This window comes from Natronorubrum marinum (genome assembly GCF_052040125.1).
Lineage (GTDB): Archaea > Halobacteriota > Halobacteria > Halobacteriales > Natrialbaceae > Natronorubrum.
Genome location: NZ_JBPPFV010000001.1, coordinates 1,265,262 through 1,285,673, shown reverse-complemented (window position 1 = coordinate 1,285,673; position 20,412 = coordinate 1,265,262). Strand labels below are relative to the sequence as shown.

The window sequence follows — 20,412 nt, the reverse complement described above, 5'->3', positions numbered from 1 at the left end:
TCTCGCATCTCTCTTTTAAACTGGAAAGGCGATGCATCTGACATCAGTCTCCAGAGGCGGTTTCGACCTCTGCCGCGTCATCCTGGTGAGGCCCGCTGCCGATGACGGCCCGTAATGCGTATTTGTCGAGCAGGTCGTTCTCGAGGTAGAACGCCGGCGTTCGTGCGAGCAACAGGCACTGGTCGCAGTATCCGGAACAGGTCTCGCAGTCAGCGACCTTACGGACGTTTCGCTCGAGCGAACCCCCCTCGCGGAGCGCTTCGAGCACCTGCCACGTGACGCCGTTGCCGCCCTCGCGGCTGTCGACCATGAACACTTCGAGTTCCTCACCCGTATCGTCGACCTTCACTCGGAAGTCGTCCCGGTCACACTCGGCGATGATCGCGATGGCCTTCTCGAGGGCCTGTTCGAGGCTCACGAGAGCGGCCGGCCACGACGCATCCGGTGCGTACTCGTCGAACCGACTTCGGATCGCTGCCCGGTCGAACCGGAAACGGAGGCCGCGCGTATGATACTGTTGTCCAACCGGCCGGTACGTCGTCTCGTCGACCTCGTCGAGCAGGTCCTCCAGCGAGGCGTCGGACTCGTCGACGTCCGAATCGCCGCCAGCATCTACCACCGCTTCGGACAGGAGCGTCTTCTTCCCGCTTCGTCGGGAGTGGAACTGCTCGAACGCGTAGATGAAGTCGACGATGTCGAAGTTGCCAACTGAAAGTTCGCATTCCGACCCGAACAGGTCGACGGTCTCCGTTTCGTGAGTATCCGTTTGATCGATGTGGACGGTCGCGATTGGACGCGTCGAGTACCCTTTCTGCCCGCCAGACGCCTTCTTGCAAGTTACCGAAGCGATCGGATGAATTGCGGTTTCATGTAGCGGGGAGTCACAGTGCGGACACACCTCGTATTCGAGATCGTGGCTCTCGAACGGGCGTTCGCACTCCTCGTTCTGGCAGATGCCGGTCGTAGTGATCTCGTCGGGGCTTCCGTGAACGTCCGTGACGATGTACTTGGTCCCCTGGAGTCGGAACACCGCGCCAGTGTCGTTTTCGGGACCAGGGAACACCTCGTACAATTGACCCGAAGTCTCGAACCGGATATCGTCGCTCCCCCTGTTGCTAACCTTAATGGGGAACTGTGATCCGAATCCTCTGTAGTTTGCAAGGTATCCCAGCAGGCCGGCCCACTGATCGAGACGACGGTAGCGCTCCGTCAGCGAGGTCACCGCTTGGACGGATCCATCGACATTGGTGAGGGTCTGGAACGTGCGCTTTCCACGCCGCTGGAGGTTTATTGGTCCGTCTTCGAAGAAGATCTGCTCGAAGATCTCAACGCCACGCGGGCCGAACACGTTCCGAAGATGGCGCTCGACGCTCGTTCGCTGGGGGTCCTCGCTCACGAATTTCTCCAGAATTCGAAACCGCTTGCGGACCTCTTGCTGATAACTCGTGAGATCGAGCGCCGACTCGTTGAGCGAGTAGATCTGGTCCATCACCTGTTTCGGATCCGGGTTACGGAGGAGATACGCGAGCGTTTCGGTGAAGACGTGTCCGGCCATTACTTCGTCGTAGTTCTCGGGGTCGGGAACGCGAACCGGTTCGAACCCCGAAAAGAACGCCTCAAGGTTGGCATAGTAGTGGTTATCGACGGGATGTTCGCCTCGAATGACGGTCGAGACGAGCGAGGAACTCCCGCGCGAACGCCCGGTTCGGCCGCTCCGCTGTACGTAGTTGGTTAACGTCGGCGGCACACCCACCTGTGTAACACTATCGAGCGTCCCGATGTCGACGCCGAGTTCCATCGTGGGTGTGGCGCTGACGATGTTGACGTCGGGATCTGACTTCCGGAACGCTTCCTCGATTGCTCCACGAAGCGAAGCCGGGACGTCGCCTTTGTGGATACCGACGGAGATGGTCTCTATCGAATCAGTGGCCGCTGGGTGCGCGATGTCGCTTCCCCAGTGATCGACGTTCCACTCCCAATCGCTCTCCACGTCGGCGACCCCAGTTCCGGTGTAGCCATCGTCCGTGCTGCTGAATCGGTCGTACGTCTCCACGCCATTCCCACACTGTGGACAGGTGTCGAGAGTCTCGCTTTCCGGAGCCGGATAAGTGGCGTAGCAGTTCGTACAGTAGGTGACACGTTCGACCAACCGAAGGACGGAATCGTCTTCCTTGAGGTCGCGCTGGAAGACGCCGCTCTCGGCCGGCTGATCGACGTCGACGAGCCCACCGAGACGGTCTCGCTCGTCCTCGAGATAGGTGAGCGTACCGTCGATGTTATCGGCCGATTCGCCGCTATCGTGAACCTGCTGGGTCAGTTCGTCCCACGGCGGTTGGTGAACGAACCCTGATTCCTCGAGTCGCGCCAGGATGCGTGGAAGGTGCCGATCGAGTTCCTCGTCGCTGAACCGCAGTCCGTTAGAAACCTTGTTTCGCAACCGGTCGTAGGTAAGCCCCTTGATCTGGATGCGATTGCGCTGAAAGGAGACGTTCGGATCTTGAGCGAAGATGTCGAACACTTCATGTCCGATAGCGAGCGCACGAGGATCTGAGAGATCGGAGAGGTACTCGGACGTTACGAGTGCAGCCGGCGTGAGATGCCGACAGTTCTGGAGGGACGCTTTCCGCTGGATCTGCTGGCGCATATCCTCAAGGATCTCGTAGGTCGCTCCCTCTTCGTCGATCGCGTTCTCCTTGAGCGGTTTCCAGTATTCCTCTTTCAATCGATCGCTGACGTTAAAATAGATCTCCGATGCTTCTTTCGAACCGCCAGCCTCGAGGAGTTCTTCGATATAAAGTGATTCCGCCACCAATCCGTACTCGGTGTCGATGATCCCTCCACCGACTGCTTCGGCGGAACTTCGCGAATCGTTGAAGACGAGCGTCTTCTTCGACGGCGTCAGCCTGCAGAGTTCGGTCAGCATGAACGACAACAACGTCGACGTCGGAACGTTGATGTCCTGAAGGGATGGCTTCTCTCCACAGCCCGGGCACCGGTCCGTTTCCGGTGCGTTCAGCGGGACGAACTCGGTCTCATCCTCTCGCTCCTCACCGACGTGCGGGTGGTGGCAGCGACGGCAGAACTGCAGTTCCGGAATCCCCATTCCACATTCGCGACAGCTGTTGTGCCGAGAGACTAGTGCACAGTCGCGACACCAATACGCCTTCGACGGCGGCTTTAAGAACGTGTGATACTTGTCGGTGAGAATCCGACCGAGTCGACCGAAGAGCATCACCGTCGAAAGTACGCCATCGGGATCATCGACTGATTCGGCATCGACTGCAGTTAGCAGATCGTCGTAATGTCGGAATCGGACACTCCCAGTCCCCTCTTCGAAGAGTTCGGCAAGCGCTCCGACTTCAGGAATGTTCTCGACAGCGAACCGCTTCCAGTTGCTCCCGATGTTTTCGGAGTCGAGGACTCGGTTGACGATTCGTTCCACTCCTTCTTCCGATGCTGCGACATCGAGGGGGTCATCGTATTTGTCCGTCTTGACTAACGAGTCGATCGTTGACTCGATGGGAGGGAGAAGCCACTGCTCTACCGACGGGCGTACACGCAACTGGTTGCCACCGGTCAAGATACCGATCTCGCGAAGCGTCGAAATCGCGTTCCCCAGTTCAGGATATTGTTCTCTCAGATCAGACGCCGACGTTGTCTCTTGCGTGGCATGAATGAGAACTCGGACGATCTCTTCTAGCGAACACGGCTCTATCCGTCCGAAGTCCGGTTTGACGTCGACTGGAACTGGTTCGGGAGTAAACGTCACCTCGTTCACATCGGACTCTTCGCCGCCGGTCAGCGAAGCCGCGAGTTCAGCCGGGTTGTCCACGGTCGCGGACACCATCGTGACCTGTGGATCTCTTGCACTGTAGAACGATTTCAGTCGGCGTGAGAGCAGGGAAACAGATGCGCCGCTAATGCCGGACCAAACGTGAGCCTCGTCATACACGATGTGTTCCACAGGATGTTCGCTCGGTTCCTCGCCGACCAGGCCTCGTGTCCTCGACTTGTCATTGACGAAGAGGTAATCTAAGGCCTCCGGGTTGGTCAAGAGAATGTCAACCCCACTCCGGATGCCCTTTCGTGTGACGCGTATCCACGGATAGTCGTGGTCGTCGGTCCCGACATTGAAATTCGACTTCACGCGGAGTTTGTCGCCCGTTCGGGGACACTCCAGTCCGCGGATATACGATCCCGACTGAATCTGGAAATCTTGGCTGCCGACGGACTCCTCGGTATCGCCGTCCCAGAGACCGATCTTGATTTTCTCACCTTTGAGGTCCCGATTGACACGATCGAGATAACGGATGAATCGGTTGAGTTGGTCCACTTCCAGCGTCTTCATCGGGTAAATGACGATCGACTTCAGCCCCGACTCGTCGGTCTGCAGACAGTGATTCAAAATCGGCAGGAAGAACGACTCAGTCTTCCCCGTCGCGGTTGGAACCGCCAGTATATTGTCGTTCGTATCGCTCTCGATGGCATCGATCATCTCTGCCTGATGCTGATAGAGCGGCAGCGAGTCGTTACCGTCGAACAGGACGTCTACTGCGGCCTCTGAAACGAGGTCATGATAGTCGTGTGAATCGAGAAACTCGGAGATAGAGACGTTGTATGCCTTCGGGGTACGAACGTATTCAACATACGGTCCCTTTGACTCGATAAGATCGTCTCGAACGAACGACTCGGCATTGTCGATATTCTCTTGTTGGTTTAGTTTCGTCAACGATCTGTTCCACCAGATGATCTCGGAAGCACGATTGACTGCCCCATCCAGTGCTTCCTGTGGAGAGTCCATATTCAAAGTCGTGACTCCCTTGCCTTGCGTCTGACAAATAACTATTGGTGTCTCGACACCAGATAGAATAAATCCGACACGGGATATCACTCATTTATTTCATAGATGTTTGGAAGAGGGTCAGTTCTCTGTATTTGCGTACGGTACCGATTCTTCGATAAGTCGCTGGAACAGGTCCTTCGTTTGTAACGTCTCTCCGTTTCCGACGAAGACCACATGTTTCGCACACGATAGAATTCGATAGAGAACTTCCGGATCGTCGAGTGGCGGACGAACGATGCGGGCGTCGTTGGCAGTTCCGAGACTCACGATGGCACGGTCTATAACATCTCCATCGAGATTCGCAGGCAATGACACCGTTGCGTCGACGTCCTCTTCGGTAAGCCGCTGTTCGATAGCGTTTGCATGTGCCGCGAATGGCGTCACAATACGGTCGATATCTTCAGCCGAAGCCACTTGCGTAACGATCTGTTCCGCGATGTTATTTCGCAGAAGAGCACTACTGAATTGGGACAACTCGAGTGCATTGGCACGAATAGTGACCTCATGATATTCCGGATTGTCGCCATCGATCGGTTCCTTCGCCGCCAAGTAGAAGCTTTCCTCGTTGATCACGACAACGCTCTCCTCGCGTAGACTCGTCGCGTCGAGGTTGTGCCGGTCGGCGAACACGTCCTGTGCCTCCAACGGGTCGATCGGGGTATCAGTGACATCAAACACGAGGCGACGCCCGGGACCGTTCTCGGCGCGGACTGTCGCGTGCAACTCGATCGTCTCCACAGCGCTTGCTTCGCCACCTTCGATGTTCAAGAACTGGATCCTGCCTTCGATCTCGTCCCAGGGACCGGACGGATAGAGTTGTCGCAATGCCGGCGGCGCAGACCCTCGCATTTGGAGGCTGACCGCGGTTTCGCTCTCGAACGAACTGTAGTGATCGAACGCCTGCTCGAAGTAAGACACCTCGAGATCTGCGTCACGAGCGCTTCGACTAATCATCGACGGCCCACTCGCACGCGTGTCGCCGACGAGAACGGTCCGGTCGGCGACGTCCGCAAGAAACCTGTATTCCGGTTCCGTAAGCGTCTCGGCACCGAGCACGACTAAGTGGTCGAAGAAGTTATCCGAGTGATCGCGAGCCCCGAACGATCCCTCCTTCAGTCTGTGGAAGAGCTGTCCAACGCCGCCTAGACCGTTCTCACTCGTCGCCGCTTCCACCGACGACACTAACGAGTTCGACTCTAATAACCGCTGCTGCAATTGGTGATATCCGTCGATGTCACGGAGCGCATGGTGGTCGTCGCGTCCGGTTGTCCCATCGACTCGGTAGTGCGTTCCTTCCGGTTGCGCATCGGCTGCGATATCGACCATCCTTGGAGTGGTCCCTAGGACGAGTACGCGCCGGGCCGCATCGGGAACGGTCTTGTCTTCCCGCTCGGGGTGCGGGAGTGAGGCGGTCACGATCTCTTCGACGAGTCGTTCGAGTTTCGTGTGCCGATCTGTCCCGATGGGGAGGTCGATAAACACCTCATCGGTGTCGAGGTAGTCGGCGACCCTCTCGGGGACGACGTTTCGCGTCGTTGCGTTAGTCGTGGCGTCTCCGCCCTGAATTCCGAGGGTCACTCCCCGTCGCTGTGCGAAGTCAAGATAGGGAAGATATCGGTGCGTGATCGACCGCGTGCTGAACGCGTACAACGCTTCGAAGGGGCCGTCCGCGTTCAAGAACGAGCGTGCAGAACCGGACACCAGTTTGAACCGGTGCGTTTCTCCACGCTGGCCGAGATACACCGCCTCCTGATCCACGCTTTCGGCGGGGGATCGAAGTCTGACGGTGGAACCCGGTGAAAACGCGGGCACCGCAGGTTCCTGCGCCTCGAGTAGCAACACGGTACCTGACGATGCCATGCCGGAGAGCGTGAGTTCGTCGAGCAGGTAGCCCGTATCGCGCTGAACGGCCCGATCGAGACGCTCAAGCGCGTGGCGGGCGCTGTTTCTGGCTCTCCGCTCGTCATTAAACGCTGCCCGTGTCGATTCGTATCGATCGATGGTGGCGGGTGTGCGGTATTCGTGACGTTGGTCACATTGGTCGAAGAGTGAGCAATCTGATGTCACACTGCCGTCTTCGAGTTCGTAACACGGCCACCGGCGTTCGTTCTGACAATGGTAGGTGCAGGCCGGAGGGAGGGCGTCATCCGGGCCGTTGATCCACTCTGCGGAAGCGAACGCACAATCCTCGCAGTCCCGATCGTATGTGGACGGCGGAGCGAAAGAGTCCGCTGACTTCGTCGCGTCGTTGCGAAGTTGCAAGAATTCGATTACGTCGTCCCACGTGAGTTCGACCGGTTCGAAACGGACATCTTCTGCGTCGACGTTCGGATAGATCAGGTACGCAGTCCGTCCGTCCGCGATTTCCTCACGTACTGACCGGCCGTCCTCCAAATTCTCGAAGAGCAGCGAAGTCAAATAAAGTTTCAACTGATAGCCGTGCTTGTCGACCGTCTCGTCGGCGGGATTGCGTGTCGTTTTTATGTCGTACGGCGTCTCGTCAAGCAAGAGATCGACCCGGCCGGCGAACCCGAGTTCTTCGTCGAGGAACCGTTCGACCTCGATGTTGTCGGCCTCCGTGAGCCGCTCTCTGAGTTCTGCATCGGTGAAGAGACGCGTCGTGATTTCGAGGATGTGATCTCGTTCGTCGAGCCCCGCCCCCGATAGCACGAGCAGGGCCTGTTCGAATCCCAATCCGTTGTCGAGAAACTCGGTGCAATACGCTTCGACGGATTCAGGCGTCCATTCGTCGTCCAAAAACCGATTCAGTTGGTTTTCAAACGCCTTCTCGGCGATTTCGTGGACCGCATTGCCGCGGAAAATCGAGCTCCGCTGGTAGTTTTCGCGACTGTATCGGCCGCCCGTGTAGGCGTTCTTTACGTACCTGAGGTAGTATTCGCGCGAACACCGTTCTTGGACTCTAAGTTTCCCTTTGCTCACCAGCGTCTCCGGCGAGCGAACGACGACTGACGTGACGTTGAGGTAGAGATCAGCCTCTCCCTCGGCCGGGCGATAGTTGGGTACCGCACGGACGATCAATTCCTCGTCTTGCCGGATGCCAATCCCCTCGAGACCCTCTATTTCATCGTTCTGGACCGGGATATCGAGGGTCGATAGGAGCGCGGAGTCAGTGGCTCGAAGCCCCTCAGGTGAGGGCGAGTCCGCCCAAAACGACAGTGCAGCCACGCCGGCCTCTCGCTCCACCGGATCGTCGACGAGATAGACGATTTTCTCACCGCCGGACTCGCCGGGCATGGCGTCGCTACGGACGCGACACCGAACCATCATCTCCTCACCGATGCCATCGGGCGGATTCTCGAGTAACGTTGACAGCTTGCGGATCATGTGTCGAATACCTCCGTCAATAGTCGGCGATTGAGTGTCGTTGCTTGGTGCCCGGTCGCCTTCAGACAGCGACTGTGCTCCGTCTGAAGACAGTCTGGACAAGCCGTGAGACACCCGACCGTCAACTCTTCAAGTCGTTCTTCTAACTCGGCGATATCTTTTCTGCCAGTTTCGCTCGCGAACCGCTCGTAGGTCGCCTGGATGCTGGGGTCTTCGAAGACGTGTCGGTCCAAAAACAGAGCCAGATCGGCCGTTCGCGGGGTCCGTCCGAGTTCGCTCGCCAGTTCCTCCAGTTTAGCCGCCAAATAAGAGTAGAACCTGGCGAGTTCACGCGTCTCGAACAACCGACGAACGCGCGCCGTAACGAGCGATCGCAGGTCGTCCTTGCTGAACGCCCCAGTGTCAGATATCTGTCCGTCAAGCGTTTCATCCACCAACTCCTCGAAGTGCTCTCGATTCGTTCGCTGGATATCGTACAACGAACCATCTGGGTGGTCAGCTAGCAGGCGAATGGTAGCCCGGTCGGCGGTTGCCGAATGACACCGCCCTTGAGTGGCCAGCCCCGCGTCAATGCTGATGCTCTCGTCGGTATCGAAGAGATCGGCGACCTCTTTCGCGATGCCTGCACCGCCTTCGATGGCGTCGTAGATACTGATGCGAGCGTACGGATCGTCGTTTGCCTGGAAGTTGAGATCATACCAGAGTTCGAACGACGTTCCACTGCCGGTTGACTCCGTTGCCCAGGTCGCGAGCGCATGTTCGGCGGAGTGAACGAGGACGTCTTCGGCGAACTCCACGACAAGGTCATCGTTCCGACATCTGGCCAAGAGTTCGGCGAGCGTTCCCGTCTCGTAGCGGACCGTTTGGAGGGGGAGCGACGAATCTGGCCCGTCGTGGCCGAGAAGGCGGAGTCGCGTTGGCGAATCGGTGGGCAACAACTCTTCGACGGTCTGGACCAGATCCGGCCCCGAGAGACCGAACACGCCGTATTCGTCTTCTTCGACCATCCGCCGCCAGAAGTCGGCACCGCTCAGGTGCTCCATCAGCGGTTGTACGGCGAACTCGTGTTCGATCGCTTCTTCATCGAAAAACAGCCGTTCCCACAACTGTTGATGGAGATACGCGAATTTCACATCCCGTTTCAGTTGCGGATTGTCAGCAAACGCTGCGTCGATCCGCGAACGGAGCTCCTTCCGATCGAGTTCGAGCGAGAGGACCTGGCTCCGCTCACGCGTCCCGACGAACGCAGTTGTGTCGTCATCTTCGACGCTGTACGTGATGAGGCCTGATTGCGTGCGGGTCGTTCCCTTCGGATACAGTGTAAGCAAGGACGCGTAGTAACACCGGATGAACTCGTGATCGTCGTCGAACGACACGCCGGCGACCGCGTCGCTATCGGCGATCGCAGCCACATCGTTAGTCTCGCTGAACGGTTCTGCTGTGTGTTTGAACCATAGGTAGTTCGTCGTCGGATCTGATGAGAGCGGCGTACTGCTCATCGGGGGCTTTCCCGTCCAGACGACCTTCTCGTCGTTAAGCCAAACGTAGTCCGGATCGACCAAGTCATCGACGCGGATGGTCCGAGGGATGTAAACGCAAACGTCATCCGGATTAAACGAAAGTTCGGTGTAGTTGACCGACGTTACGTCTCCAAGAAGGTCCGTGAGCGGATACGACCGCGCCCAATCGAACATTGGACCGATATCTGCAACGCCGGCATCGGACCCCAAGTCCCACGTCCCACGCCAGAGTCGGAACTTCTTCCAGCGTTTCTTGTACCCACCTGGAAGGAAGTTGCTCAACACTTGGTTCGCGTTCTCTTGTCCGAGGACCTCCTCGCTCTCGTCTTCGATAACCGTGAGCGATCCGCCTACCTCTTCGGATATAAACGTCTCAGGAATGATGTACGGTGGATTTGCAGCTGGGTCAGCGTTGAAGATGCCCGCGAGGTCGAGGTACGGGAAATCAGATTCGTCCACCTGCTTACGGATTCCCTGTAGACGGCCGATTCGATCACTATGGCTCAGTCCAACATTCTCTCGCGAGTCGCGACTCATTCTATCTCCTCCTCACGCAGGGCGTCGATGAGTTGATCAATTGGGCCCGTTGTCTGGCGGTTGTCCATCGCCCGTTCGAAGAACTCCCAATATGGCGTATCGTCCGTGCCAGGTGCGACTTCCTCGAACAGGGACACGACGTATTGGTCGAACTCCCGGAGAACTCGGTCGACTTCTTCGTCGGATGCCTCGAACGCCGAGTCGAGCCAGTTGCGGATGTCGGGTTCGTGCGCTTCGAATTGGTCCCGTAAGTACGGGACATCTGGACCGACGCCAGGACCCGCTGTCCACTGTCCTCGGAATAATCGCTTTGCGTCGGTTGTGTCTGTGACGTTGAAGTAGTCGACAATGGCAGCAGTCATGTGTTCCGCGCGGATGAAGCGGTTGTCCGCGTCCAATGGGATATCGAGGTGTTCGTCGCGAGGCTCACTCAGGTAGTTCGAGTGGTGGAAGTAGTACGAATCCGTCGGCGACGATCCCAAAACAACGACCGTGATAGGTTCGTCTTTGGCGTCGCGTCCGCCGCGACCTTTGCGTTGTACGAACCCCGGGACGTTTCGCGGGGCTCGATACTGGAAGGTCCCGATAATGCTGGGGTGGTCGAATCCGACTTCGAGAGCGCTCGTCGAGATGAGTTGGTCCCAGTCATCTTCGACCGTCGCCCCGGTTCCGGCGTGCTGTGTGCGACCGCTTTTGTGGATGGCAACTTTCATCTCCTGCAGGTCGAGTCGCCTATCTTGCATCGTCCACCAGCATTCTCCGTCCTCGTAGACTGGACAGGCGTTCAGGTTGGGATTCGGAGGAAGGGACTCACAGACTGCTCCCTCGTCGTATGTGTCGTCGGTCGCACCTCGGAATTGCTCGCGAGGGCAGTCCGGATTGTTTCCTCGTTCACCGAGTACAGCGTCGGGAGTCCGCAGTCGGAAGAGGCCGTCTTCTTCGGTCTCTTGGACGAATCCACCGAGTCGACTGACGGAATCGATCGAGTCGACGAACCCGAGGATTCGGTCCTTGTCGTCCGTGAGCCCCGGCCTATCGCCGGCCTGCTCCTTTCTCATCGTGTGATAGAATGCGAACGCGATCTGGATCATACACGAGAGGTTGGTCGCGGTCGTCGGCGTCGTCTCGGTCCACTCTGACCGAGGTTTAAATTGTGACTCGCCGACCGGAACAATGACCTCGCGCGGATCGGTCGCTTTGACGAATACGAAATGCTCCCGGCCGAGCGTGTCCTTTTCGTCGTCATTAGGCGAGATATGCCGAACCGATTCCTCGTCGATCCCAAAGATGCCACCGGTGAATTCCGTCGCGTTGTTGATCGTGGCACTCGATGCAATGAAACGCGGCTCCTGATTTCGAGCCTTTCGCTGCATCGCTTGTTTGAAGCGTCGAACGACGTTCGCCACGTTCATCCCCGCCTGATCGGTGTAAACGTGCACCTCGTCGAGAACGAGGAACTTCGGTGGATAGGGTTCGGACCAGAGCGCCGCGTTCCCGTACTTGTCCATCAACCGTCGATGGAGCGAATCGCCGGTCGTGATGAGGAAGTCGGCGGACGCACCTCGGTCAGTAGTCGCGTAATGAACGACGTGATCGGAATCCCGTTGACATTCGAAATACGTGTCGTCTTCTGGTTCGAGCGTCCCGTCTTCCCCGTCATCACAGTGCGGACACGGCAGTTCGACATCGCCTCGCCCCCCATGCTGGATGCTAAGTGTGAGCGGAGCGTCATCGAACGACGCACCGAGCGAGGATTCCGTTTCGTTTATCGTGGTGATATACGAAAAGAGCCGTTCAAACTGGTTGTTGCACAGATCTCGTCTGGGATACGTTAATACGGCCTTCGTCCCGTCAATTCCTGCTTCGTTTGCCAACAGCGAATACGCGAGCGTCGGGAAAAGGAATGCTTCGGTCTTCCCACCACCCGTGCTTGCCGTCACGATGTTCGCATCGTGAGCTGTCGATCCACCGTCGGTGACCGCGTCAACGAATACGTTCTCGAAAGCGCGGGCCTGATAGGCGGCGAGGGAGTCGAATTCATCGGGGAGGCCAGTGCGGAAGAACTCGCCCATCAGTTCCATCGTATCCGAGACGGCCGCCCGCCACTCGCTGCCGAGAGAATCTTCGAGCTCCCACGCGGGCTCTGCATCTTCGATCCGTTCGTTGATGCGACGTAACGGCTGTTGGAACCGCTGCGCTTTTTCGCGGTCTTGTCCCATGATCGGCTGCTCGCGATCAGCCGAGTCGATCTTGACCATTTTCACGAGGTTCGGCGAAAACGTATAATTCGTCTCCCTCGAGAGTCGCTGCCTGATGAGGGCAAAGTACCGGGCCATTTCGGCGACGTGACTCCGCACCTGCTGTCGGTTGTACACGTACAGGAGGTCGCCGCTGTCGACGAGTTCCTCGATGAGTTGCTGGAAGATGATTTGCGCGACTTGTTCGCGTCCTCGTTCGAGGACATCCACGATGAGCGCGTCCGATTCCAGTACCTCGGTCACGAACGGCGCCTCTTCCGCACAATGCTCGTCCGTGAACGCCTCGAACACTTCCTGCAGAGAGGCCGTCGCATCGTAATTGCCCGCATTTATCCCACTGGCACACGCGTCCGTTACGGCGTCGAGGACGTCGTTCTTCACGGATCGATACACTTCCTCTTCTGACGTGAACGACTCCCACGCCGTCTCGATGGTTCGGTTATCAATTGGTCCCGAAGCGAAGTCAGAACTCATTCGAACGTAACCTCCACGTCGGCAATTTTGTTGTCGTCGTCCATCGTCTGAAGCGTCTCGAGTATCTCGGTGACGGTGAATTCAGTCGCTGCGGCTGTTCGATTCACACTGCCGTTATGCTCTTCGAGGAGACGCCGAAGGCGAGCGCCCCTCGAACGAGTCACTTCCGTCTGAATGATCGATATCAGTTCGTCCAGCAGTGCGTCGACGTCACCGCGGGCGGCACTCTCCTCGTACTCCAACTCGAGGTCAAGACCCTGATCACGGACAAGTTCAGCTAACGCTTGTGCAAACTCTTGATCGGCAACTGCTCGACTCACGGCGTAGTGGTGGATAAGTGCCCCTTCGAGAGCCACGCGGACCGCTTCGGCTGCTGCCGCGGGGTCCGTGTCGCGCATCTCTTCGGCTTCCGTGCGGAGCTTTTTGACCTCACTGAGTGAATTACCGAATGACGACTTTTGCGGATTCTCATCGGCGAGTGAGCCAAGTCCATCGTGAACGATCGGGAACAGATCCTCGATGATCGAGAGACAGGCACCGATATACTTGCCGACTTCCACGTCCTCTACGAGTTGCCGATCGAGTTCTCGGAGAGTTCGGTCGATAGCACCGGGCGAGAACTTGTCGTTCGTTCGGATCTTCTCGTGCCGGTCTTTGGTAATCAATTGCTCCATCATCCCGCAGATCCGTTCCACCTCTGAGCACCGACTACGCGTCGCCTCGGTGACCTCGTATTGGCGTGTCAATCGGTCGTAGCCATCGAACCACAGTCTGAGCCGATCGACGTCGGCATCGATAATCGCCCGCACTCGGCCGCGAACAGCTGCAAGAACCGCCTCGAGGAGTTCCGCGCGATCGGCGACGTCTTCCGCCCGGCGGAGTTCTTGTTCAGATACGTTAATCACGTCCTCCAGATCTTCGAGTTCTCTATCGAGTTCGTTGATGGACTCGACGAGTTCACTCGGGACTGAGTCGACGTCCTCGATCGCACGATATTCTGACCGTGCGGTGTTCAGACAGTTGCGTGCGGAGCGAAGTGTTGCTTCGTAATTTTCCGTCGTTGCTTCCATCTCTTGGAGTGCGATACGCGGCCAAAAGCAGGCGAGGGTGTTAAGATTACTGACCGGTGGAAACGAAATCACCGCACAGCTCTTCATTAGTCGAATATATCATTCTGACACAGGTTGATTTTTACAAGTAGGTGAAGAATATAGCTCATTAGCGTGCAGTGGACCTGAATGTGGTCCCCGCGATTACAACAGCATTGGTTCTGACCGTTCAGTAAACGGAATCGATGATACTGGCGAAGGGGAAGCGAGATGAGCACGATCCATATGAATCTCCTCGCTTCGAACGGCCGTGGCGGCGCTCGACTCATCTGTCAGGAGTTCTTGAGTCGTTCCCTCTTTTGACGACGCTCTCGGAATCCACTAAAGTCATCCTCGTCCTCTGCCTCTTCTCCACCCTCCCCTTCTCCATCGGACGAATTCGGGTCGTTCTCGTCATCGTCCGGGTCATCGGCATCGGTTTCGTCTTCCGTATAGGTGAACGTTCGAGACTGTTCGTCGGAATTACTTCGAGTCGCCTCAACGGCGTCAGCGTGTTCTCGTACCACCTCGAGAGTTGGTTCCTCCGTGAGGCCTGCGAGTGCGATAGCCGCTTCCCAGGCACCGAACCGATTGGTCACCGTAGTTGAGGACATTTCGCCGTGTTCGTTGAACTCGGCCGCTTCCGGGTGCTCGCCGAGTTTCTCGGCGACTGCGATTATCGAGTCGAGAATATTAGTTCTAGAGTACTGTCTTCGACTTCGCGACTCGACGGGTTCGAGATTCGCTGCGTTCAGGACCTCGCTCCACGACCCGAACGCCTCTTCGTACTCGTCGACCGGATAGATTCCGTAAGTGCGAACGAATTCGGCAGAGGGGGACTCGTCGAAGATTATGGCTAGCTCCTTCAGATATGCCAGGAGTTCATCGTGGCTGACCATTGGTTGATCGATGCCATGCGAAGCGAGTTTATCGCCAACTTCGTCGACGCGCATCTGCATGTCGTCGACCTCGTCCCAACACTCTCGTTCACTCGGAACGTGTCCGGTTCGAAGCGTTGATCTCGCTTCGTCGACTGCTTCGTTAGCAGCCTGGTAGCTATTGTAAGCCGCTCCCTCATCTCCGATGTCGAGATACTGATCCACTTTCTCGAGTTCTCGGTTCGCACGGTCGACCTGTGATGTGGCCGTTGCACACCGTGTTTCCCAGTCTTCGTCGCGTTGTTCGATTGCACGTACTTTCGCTGACTTGATTTGCTCGAGTCGTCGTTCGAGTTCCCACACTTCGGCGTACTCGGCATCATAGGCTACTTCGAGTGCATCCTCTACCTCTTCCTGTGCCTCATTATACGCTTTTGCAGACACTGTGTACTCCACGTTCGCGTCTGCCTCAACGCCGTTATCGACAGTCGTTTCGATCTCTTGTAAGTTCTTTTCGAACGTTTCTCGGTGCTGTGCTTGTGACGCCCTGGTGGTGAGTCGCTCAAGGCGCTTCTCGCAGGACTCGATGCGTTTCGAGGCGCCGGCCCCGAGATCATCCTGGAGTCCCGCTGCTTTATCCAGTTGCTGCCGAATTGGTCCTGTATAGCCGATCGCTCGATCGTATTCACCGCGGTCAGCAGCGGTCTCGAGTTGGTCGAGCAAGTCATCAACCGTCGACATCGAGTTATCGAACTCACGCTGCGCTTTCTCGGTTCGAACTCGAACCCGGAGTTCGCTCAGACGCTCCTTGATGGACGTAAGGTCCTCCGGAACTGCCCGTTCGTCTTCGATAGAGTTGTCGGCGAGAGCGTCCTCAACGCGATCGAGGTGCTCAGTGGCTGTCGAGAGGTCGGTGGGTATCGCGTCGTCAGCAGCATCCAATGCCTCAGTCGTCGTTTTGACCAGTTCGGCGACTTGTTCCTCATTGCTGGGTGGCAGTGAAGCCCGCTTTTCCTCGACGCGTTCTCGGTGCTCCCGGAGGTAGTTTTCCAACAGGTCCCGTCGCGCTTCGATGAGAGACTTCGCCGTCGTTTCGCCAATGCCCTTCACTTCGGTCAGTTTTACCACATCCGTGAGGTCACTCGGCGATTCGATACCGATACGCCTGAGCGGGCCAGCGCGACCCGTTCCGATACCGTCGATGTCGGTCAGTTTTGGCTTGGAAAGGGCCGTCTCCTCGAGTATTTCTACTTCGTAATCGGCTTCGCTCGCTAACTGTGCGGCACGGGCATAGTACGTGGCTGCCTCGTCGTATGCCTTCTCTGCCGATTTCGGATCGGTTTCCGCTTCGCGATTCCCCTTCTCGTCACGGCTGACGGCAGCATCGACGAGGGCTCGAAAGCCGAATTCGTCTAAAGTCGTCTTCGTGGTATGCACCCGGGTTACCAGTTCCTCGCCGGCAGGGTGTTCTTTCCCGACTTCTTCGGGAATTGGTGGTTGATCCTCACGGGAGGACTCGATGAACGCCTCAGCAGCAGACACCGGCGCACCCTGCTCGAGCGCCTGCTTTACCCGATCGTGGGTTTGCTGCTCGGACTCGACGCGAGACTGAAGTGCTTCGAGGTGAGCCTGATTCGCACCGCTTCTCGCGAGTTGCTCGACGAGGACCTGGACCGACCTGTTAGAGGGGTCTGAAGCTTCTTCGCGCTTTTCTTCGGTGGAGGCCAGTGCCGCTCGTTTTTCTTCGACACGTTCTCGTTTGTGGCGCAGGTAGTCTTCAAGCAGTCCATCTCGTGCCTCGATGAGCGACTCCGCTCGTCTTTCGCCGAAGCCTTTGGCCTCAGTGAGTTTCTCTTTGTCTCGCAACTCGCTTGGTGACTCGATACCGATCCGCTCGAGTTTTTCAGCACGGGCTTGGCCAATGCCGTCAACTGCAGTCAGTTCTGGTTTGGAGAGCGCCGTCTCCTCGAGTTTTACTACTTCGATATACGTCTCGTTCGCTAACTCTGCAGCTCTAGCGTAGTATGAGGCAGCCTCGTTGTACGCCGTCTCGGCTGTGTTCGAATCGGACTCCGCCTGCTGATCGGCTTCCGCTTCAGAAGTGACGGCAGCATCCACCAACACCCGAAAGCCGAGTTTCTCCCGCGCGGCCTCCATTTCGCGTGCTCGGTTCACCAATTCTTTGCCGGCAGGATGAGCAGTCAAGATGTCTTCGGAAATCGGTGGTCGCTCCTCGCGATCGGACTCGACAAATGCCGCGGCGGCGGCGGTCACCGATACATCGCTCTCGAGTGTTTGTTTCGTTTGCTCGAGATCGCGTTGGTCTGACTCGATGCGAGATCGGACCGCATTGAGTTGAGATTGGTCCATCCCAACCTTTCTAAGTCGAATAACGAGATCCTGAACCGACTCGCTCGAGAACTCCGGTGGCTCTTTGGGCTCTATGATGGTAGACGTTTTTTCCGTTGGCCAGTCGTAATTTTCCGTCTGCTTTAGATACCTGCCGACATCAATGACCGTATTGTAAAGGTAGTCAAACTTCGTATCATCGTAATTTTCCTCGAGTGACGATTCCCGTATGGACTCGAGACCACGTTGCAGAGAGTCTATTTTGGCGATAGAAGCGCTTTTCTCCCCTTCCCAGAGAAGTTGTCTAGCGATCTCGAGTTGCTCTACGGCGTGCTGCTCGACTTCGCTCGCTATTTCCTCATTTTCGCCACTGTACTTGTTATAAATGTAGGCGCAAATAACGGTAGTTGGAACACCAAGCACGACAAACTCTGGAACGAGAAGGGAGGCAGTACCTGCCAGCAGCACCCCGACAATTGCGATCCGTCGCCGTCGTCTATACGTGCGACTGACTTTTCGCAAGCCAAGCCGATCTACAAGTTCATCGTTCGCCGTCATTTGGTTAGGTTTTCCTCATTTGTGAACGTCATTTGCTATCCTTTACGCTGTCTTTTGGTCGTGCGTCTTTTCAATCGCCCATTCAACGATACGACCACTCTCGACGTCCTGGTCTTTGGCCATCGTCCGAACGACTCCCTCGAGAACGGGATTCAGATCAACGGGAGTAGTAGAGGAACGTTGTTCAGAGTTGGCAACTTCGATATGCTCTATTTCCGAAAGTGCTCTACGGACCGCCGTATCGACTCTTCCTTGATTGGATTCTCCGCTACACGCTTCTAACAGAGACAGTGCATCTTCGCTGATTCTGATAGGGTGATCGAGACCGCCAGCAACGATCTGGTCACGTTCGGTTTTCGATTCGAAATCATCCTGCTCGTCGAACGCGTCACCTTCGAGTGAGAGCAACAGCGAACTGCCGTCTCGGTCGAACTGATCACAGAGTGACCGAAGTTGTGCCTTGACTTCGGAATCGTCGGGCCATTCGTAGTGCTCTGGGGCGAGTTCTCGAATTCCACGCACCCCCTCGCGTTCCAATGCCAGAAGAGCATCTGTTACCGCGTTTTTTTCTGCGTTGAACCACGGGCGTGCGCTAAATGACTCTCCCCAGACGAGGAACTGACTCGCGGTTTCCAGCAGGTCCATGCCGTCTTCGCGAGCGAACATCGCCTCGTCGCTCGTCGGTACTCCCATCACGTGGTAGAAGGTCGCTTTTTTCTCCCCGTCGGGATTCCGGAGGATGCGTCCAATACGTTGTACCAACGAGCGATTGACCTGCCCGCTTGCCCTATTGATTCCCACGTCAGCCGTTTTGATATCGACCCCTTCACCGAGTGTTGTCCCGGTTCCGATGAGTGCACCCGAATCGTACTCCTCGTCGAACCGTTCGGCGGCCTCAAGTGGGTCGTCGTCACCGGTCGCAACGATTTCGACCAACTCCTCGAACATTTCTTCGTCGAGCTTTTGGCGTAGATATTCCTTGACGGTCTCGATTTCGTCACCCGACTCGAGAAGGACAACACACTTGTTGTCTTCAATGTGCTCGAGGGTGAGCGACGCGATACGACTAAGAGCGGGCGAAATGTTCGACTTGGTCAGACTTCGGGATTTGATCCCCGACGAAAAGGATCGGAACGCTTCGTTTTGCTCCATCACGGATCGTGCAGCACTCGTGTGAACGACCGATCGTGCTTCTCGGAGGGTCTCGAACGACACGTCTTCCTCGGATACGCTGGACACGTCTGCTGCTGCGCTCCCGTCCTGATACTGCTCGAATCCTTCCTGACAACGTTGAGTTACTTCTTTCAGCCTTTCTTGTCCCTCGTATGGCACGAGCTCTACGTTCCACGTGCATTGTGGGATTATCCCGACTTCCTTCCCGTCCTCGAGCGTAAATTCGAATACCTTTGGGATACCCCGTCGCTCGAGGGATTTTGCGTTCCTCTCGTCGATCGACCCTGACAGTGCGAGCACGTGGTTATCGATATCGTCGAGAATGGATCCGAAGCCACTACTGCCGAGATAGTGGTGTGCTTCGTCGAGAACCACCAAATCCGCGTTCGGCATATCGTTCTCGAGCAATCGCGTCGGTGTCCAGAAGTGAACCGTCCCCCATGAGTATCGCGCTGTGTGCGCCCCCTCCTGTGCCGACGCGTCTTCGGGAATATTCAGGTGCCTGTCGAACTCTCGTTTCCATTGATCGAGAATTATACTCCGATGGGCGACGATTACCACCGTCGGGTTCCCACTGGGAGGGATGATCAATTCGTCCGTGAGATCTTGGTCTTCGGGATGAAGACGACCGAAGTGGTGTGCGATCGCAGAGAGACCGAGAAACGTCTTTCCGGTCGCGGTTGCCATGTCGACGAAACCTCGACACCCGGCGTCGAGCCAGTCGGAGAACGCGTCCCGCTGGTGCTCCCAAAGTGACGTCACCATTCGCGGCTCCTCAAGCAGTTCGAGGAGACTTTTTCCCGAACTCATACTCGTATCGGCGAGTTCGTTCAACGTTCTGACGAACACCGTACTTCGTGGTCGACAGAGTAGTTCGGACATGAGATCGCTAATGCTCGCTTGGTCCGGTAATCGGACCGTCTCGAAATCCTGAATCGAGACGTCTTGTGCAGCAGCGGCCTCGAGCATCGTTTTGTTGACAATCGCCTCTAGTGCACGACTCGTCGACCGATAGTTCGCGCTGTTGGAAGTTCGGATATCGGTTTGGAGACGTTTGAGTGTCCAAGCGATTTTGCCGACATCTCTCGAATCCATCGATCCGATGGGCAGACTTGTCTTCTCCAGACTGATGTCCGACGAATTTGCGAGACCACGCCGATAGTATCGGCCCACTTCACTGCCAAAATCGGCTGTCGAGAGATCGGTCTCACCGATCGCGATACCCTGCATCACGAGATACGCTGTATCGTCGATATAGGGCGGCCACTGTGATCTGAGCAAGTCATCCAACCACTGGTCCCTGAACCGCTCTCCCGGCGAAGAAATGTCGGTAAACCCGTCCGCTATTTTGTGTATATCACTCATATCACACCACCCTTCCAACCATTC

At 56.8% G+C, this 20,412-nt stretch carries 9 protein-coding genes and 1 pseudogene; 2 read left to right on the top strand and 8 right to left on the bottom strand.

What is annotated here, in order from left to right:
* Window positions 1-43 precede the first annotated feature (43 nt).
* A complete protein-coding gene (locus ACSFC5_RS06360; protein ID WP_440765029.1) occupies window positions 44-3,103 on the bottom strand; it encodes a helicase-related protein in 3,060 nt (1,019 codons plus the stop codon).
* A 198-nt stretch (window positions 3,104-3,301) separates the two neighbouring features.
* Here ACSFC5_RS06360 and ACSFC5_RS06355 point away from each other — a divergent pair, with 198 nt between their 5' ends.
* Complete coding sequence (locus ACSFC5_RS06355) at window positions 3,302-3,499, top strand: hypothetical protein (RefSeq protein WP_440765042.1); 198 nt, start codon at window positions 3,302-3,304, stop codon at window positions 3,497-3,499.
* Window positions 3,500-4,339: 840 nt separating this feature from the next.
* Here the strand turns inward: ACSFC5_RS06355 and ACSFC5_RS06350 are convergent.
* From ACSFC5_RS06350 to ACSFC5_RS06330, 5 genes and pseudogenes are all read right to left on the bottom strand, one after another.
* A pseudogene (locus tag ACSFC5_RS06350) lies at window positions 4,340-4,495 on the bottom strand (DEAD/DEAH box helicase); the annotation flags it as partial.
* A 426-nt stretch (window positions 4,496-4,921) separates the two neighbouring features.
* Window positions 4,922-8,098 carry a PD-(D/E)XK nuclease family protein gene (locus ACSFC5_RS06345; protein ID WP_440765028.1) on the bottom strand — a complete coding sequence of 1,059 codons (3,177 nt, stop codon included), beginning with the start codon at window positions 8,096-8,098 and terminating at the stop codon, window positions 4,922-4,924.
* Between the two features lie 86 nt (window positions 8,099-8,184).
* On the bottom strand, window positions 8,185-10,167 hold the full coding sequence (locus ACSFC5_RS06340; RefSeq protein ID WP_440764396.1) for a hypothetical protein: 1,983 nt from the start codon (window positions 10,165-10,167) through the stop codon (window positions 8,185-8,187).
* A 74-nt stretch (window positions 10,168-10,241) separates the two neighbouring features.
* Window positions 10,242-12,977 (bottom strand): DEAD/DEAH box helicase, encoded by a 2,736-nt coding sequence (locus ACSFC5_RS06335; RefSeq protein ID WP_440764395.1) that lies wholly within the window; start codon window positions 12,975-12,977, stop codon window positions 10,242-10,244.
* Window positions 12,974-13,537: a hypothetical protein gene (locus ACSFC5_RS06330; protein ID WP_440764394.1), complete on the bottom strand. Its 564-nt coding sequence runs from the start codon at window positions 13,535-13,537 to the stop codon at window positions 12,974-12,976. Before ACSFC5_RS06330 ends, ACSFC5_RS06335 begins: the two co-directional genes overlap by 4 nt.
* A 174-nt stretch (window positions 13,538-13,711) precedes the next feature.
* Between ACSFC5_RS06330 and ACSFC5_RS06325 the strand changes: the two genes are divergently transcribed.
* Complete coding sequence (locus tag ACSFC5_RS06325) at window positions 13,712-13,948, top strand: hypothetical protein (protein WP_440764393.1); 237 nt, start codon at window positions 13,712-13,714, stop codon at window positions 13,946-13,948.
* Window positions 13,949-14,358: 410 nt separating this feature from the next.
* On the opposite strand, the gene ACSFC5_RS06320 is transcribed toward ACSFC5_RS06325, so the two are convergent.
* Window positions 14,359-17,850 carry a homing endonuclease associated repeat-containing protein gene (locus ACSFC5_RS06320; RefSeq protein ID WP_440764392.1) on the bottom strand — a complete coding sequence of 1,164 codons (3,492 nt, stop codon included), beginning with the start codon at window positions 17,848-17,850 and terminating at the stop codon, window positions 14,359-14,361.
* A 42-nt stretch (window positions 17,851-17,892) separates the two neighbouring features.
* Window positions 17,893-20,388 carry a DEAD/DEAH box helicase gene (locus ACSFC5_RS06315; protein WP_440764391.1) on the bottom strand — a complete coding sequence of 832 codons (2,496 nt, stop codon included), beginning with the start codon at window positions 20,386-20,388 and terminating at the stop codon, window positions 17,893-17,895.
* Window positions 20,389-20,412: the final 24 nt, after the last annotated feature.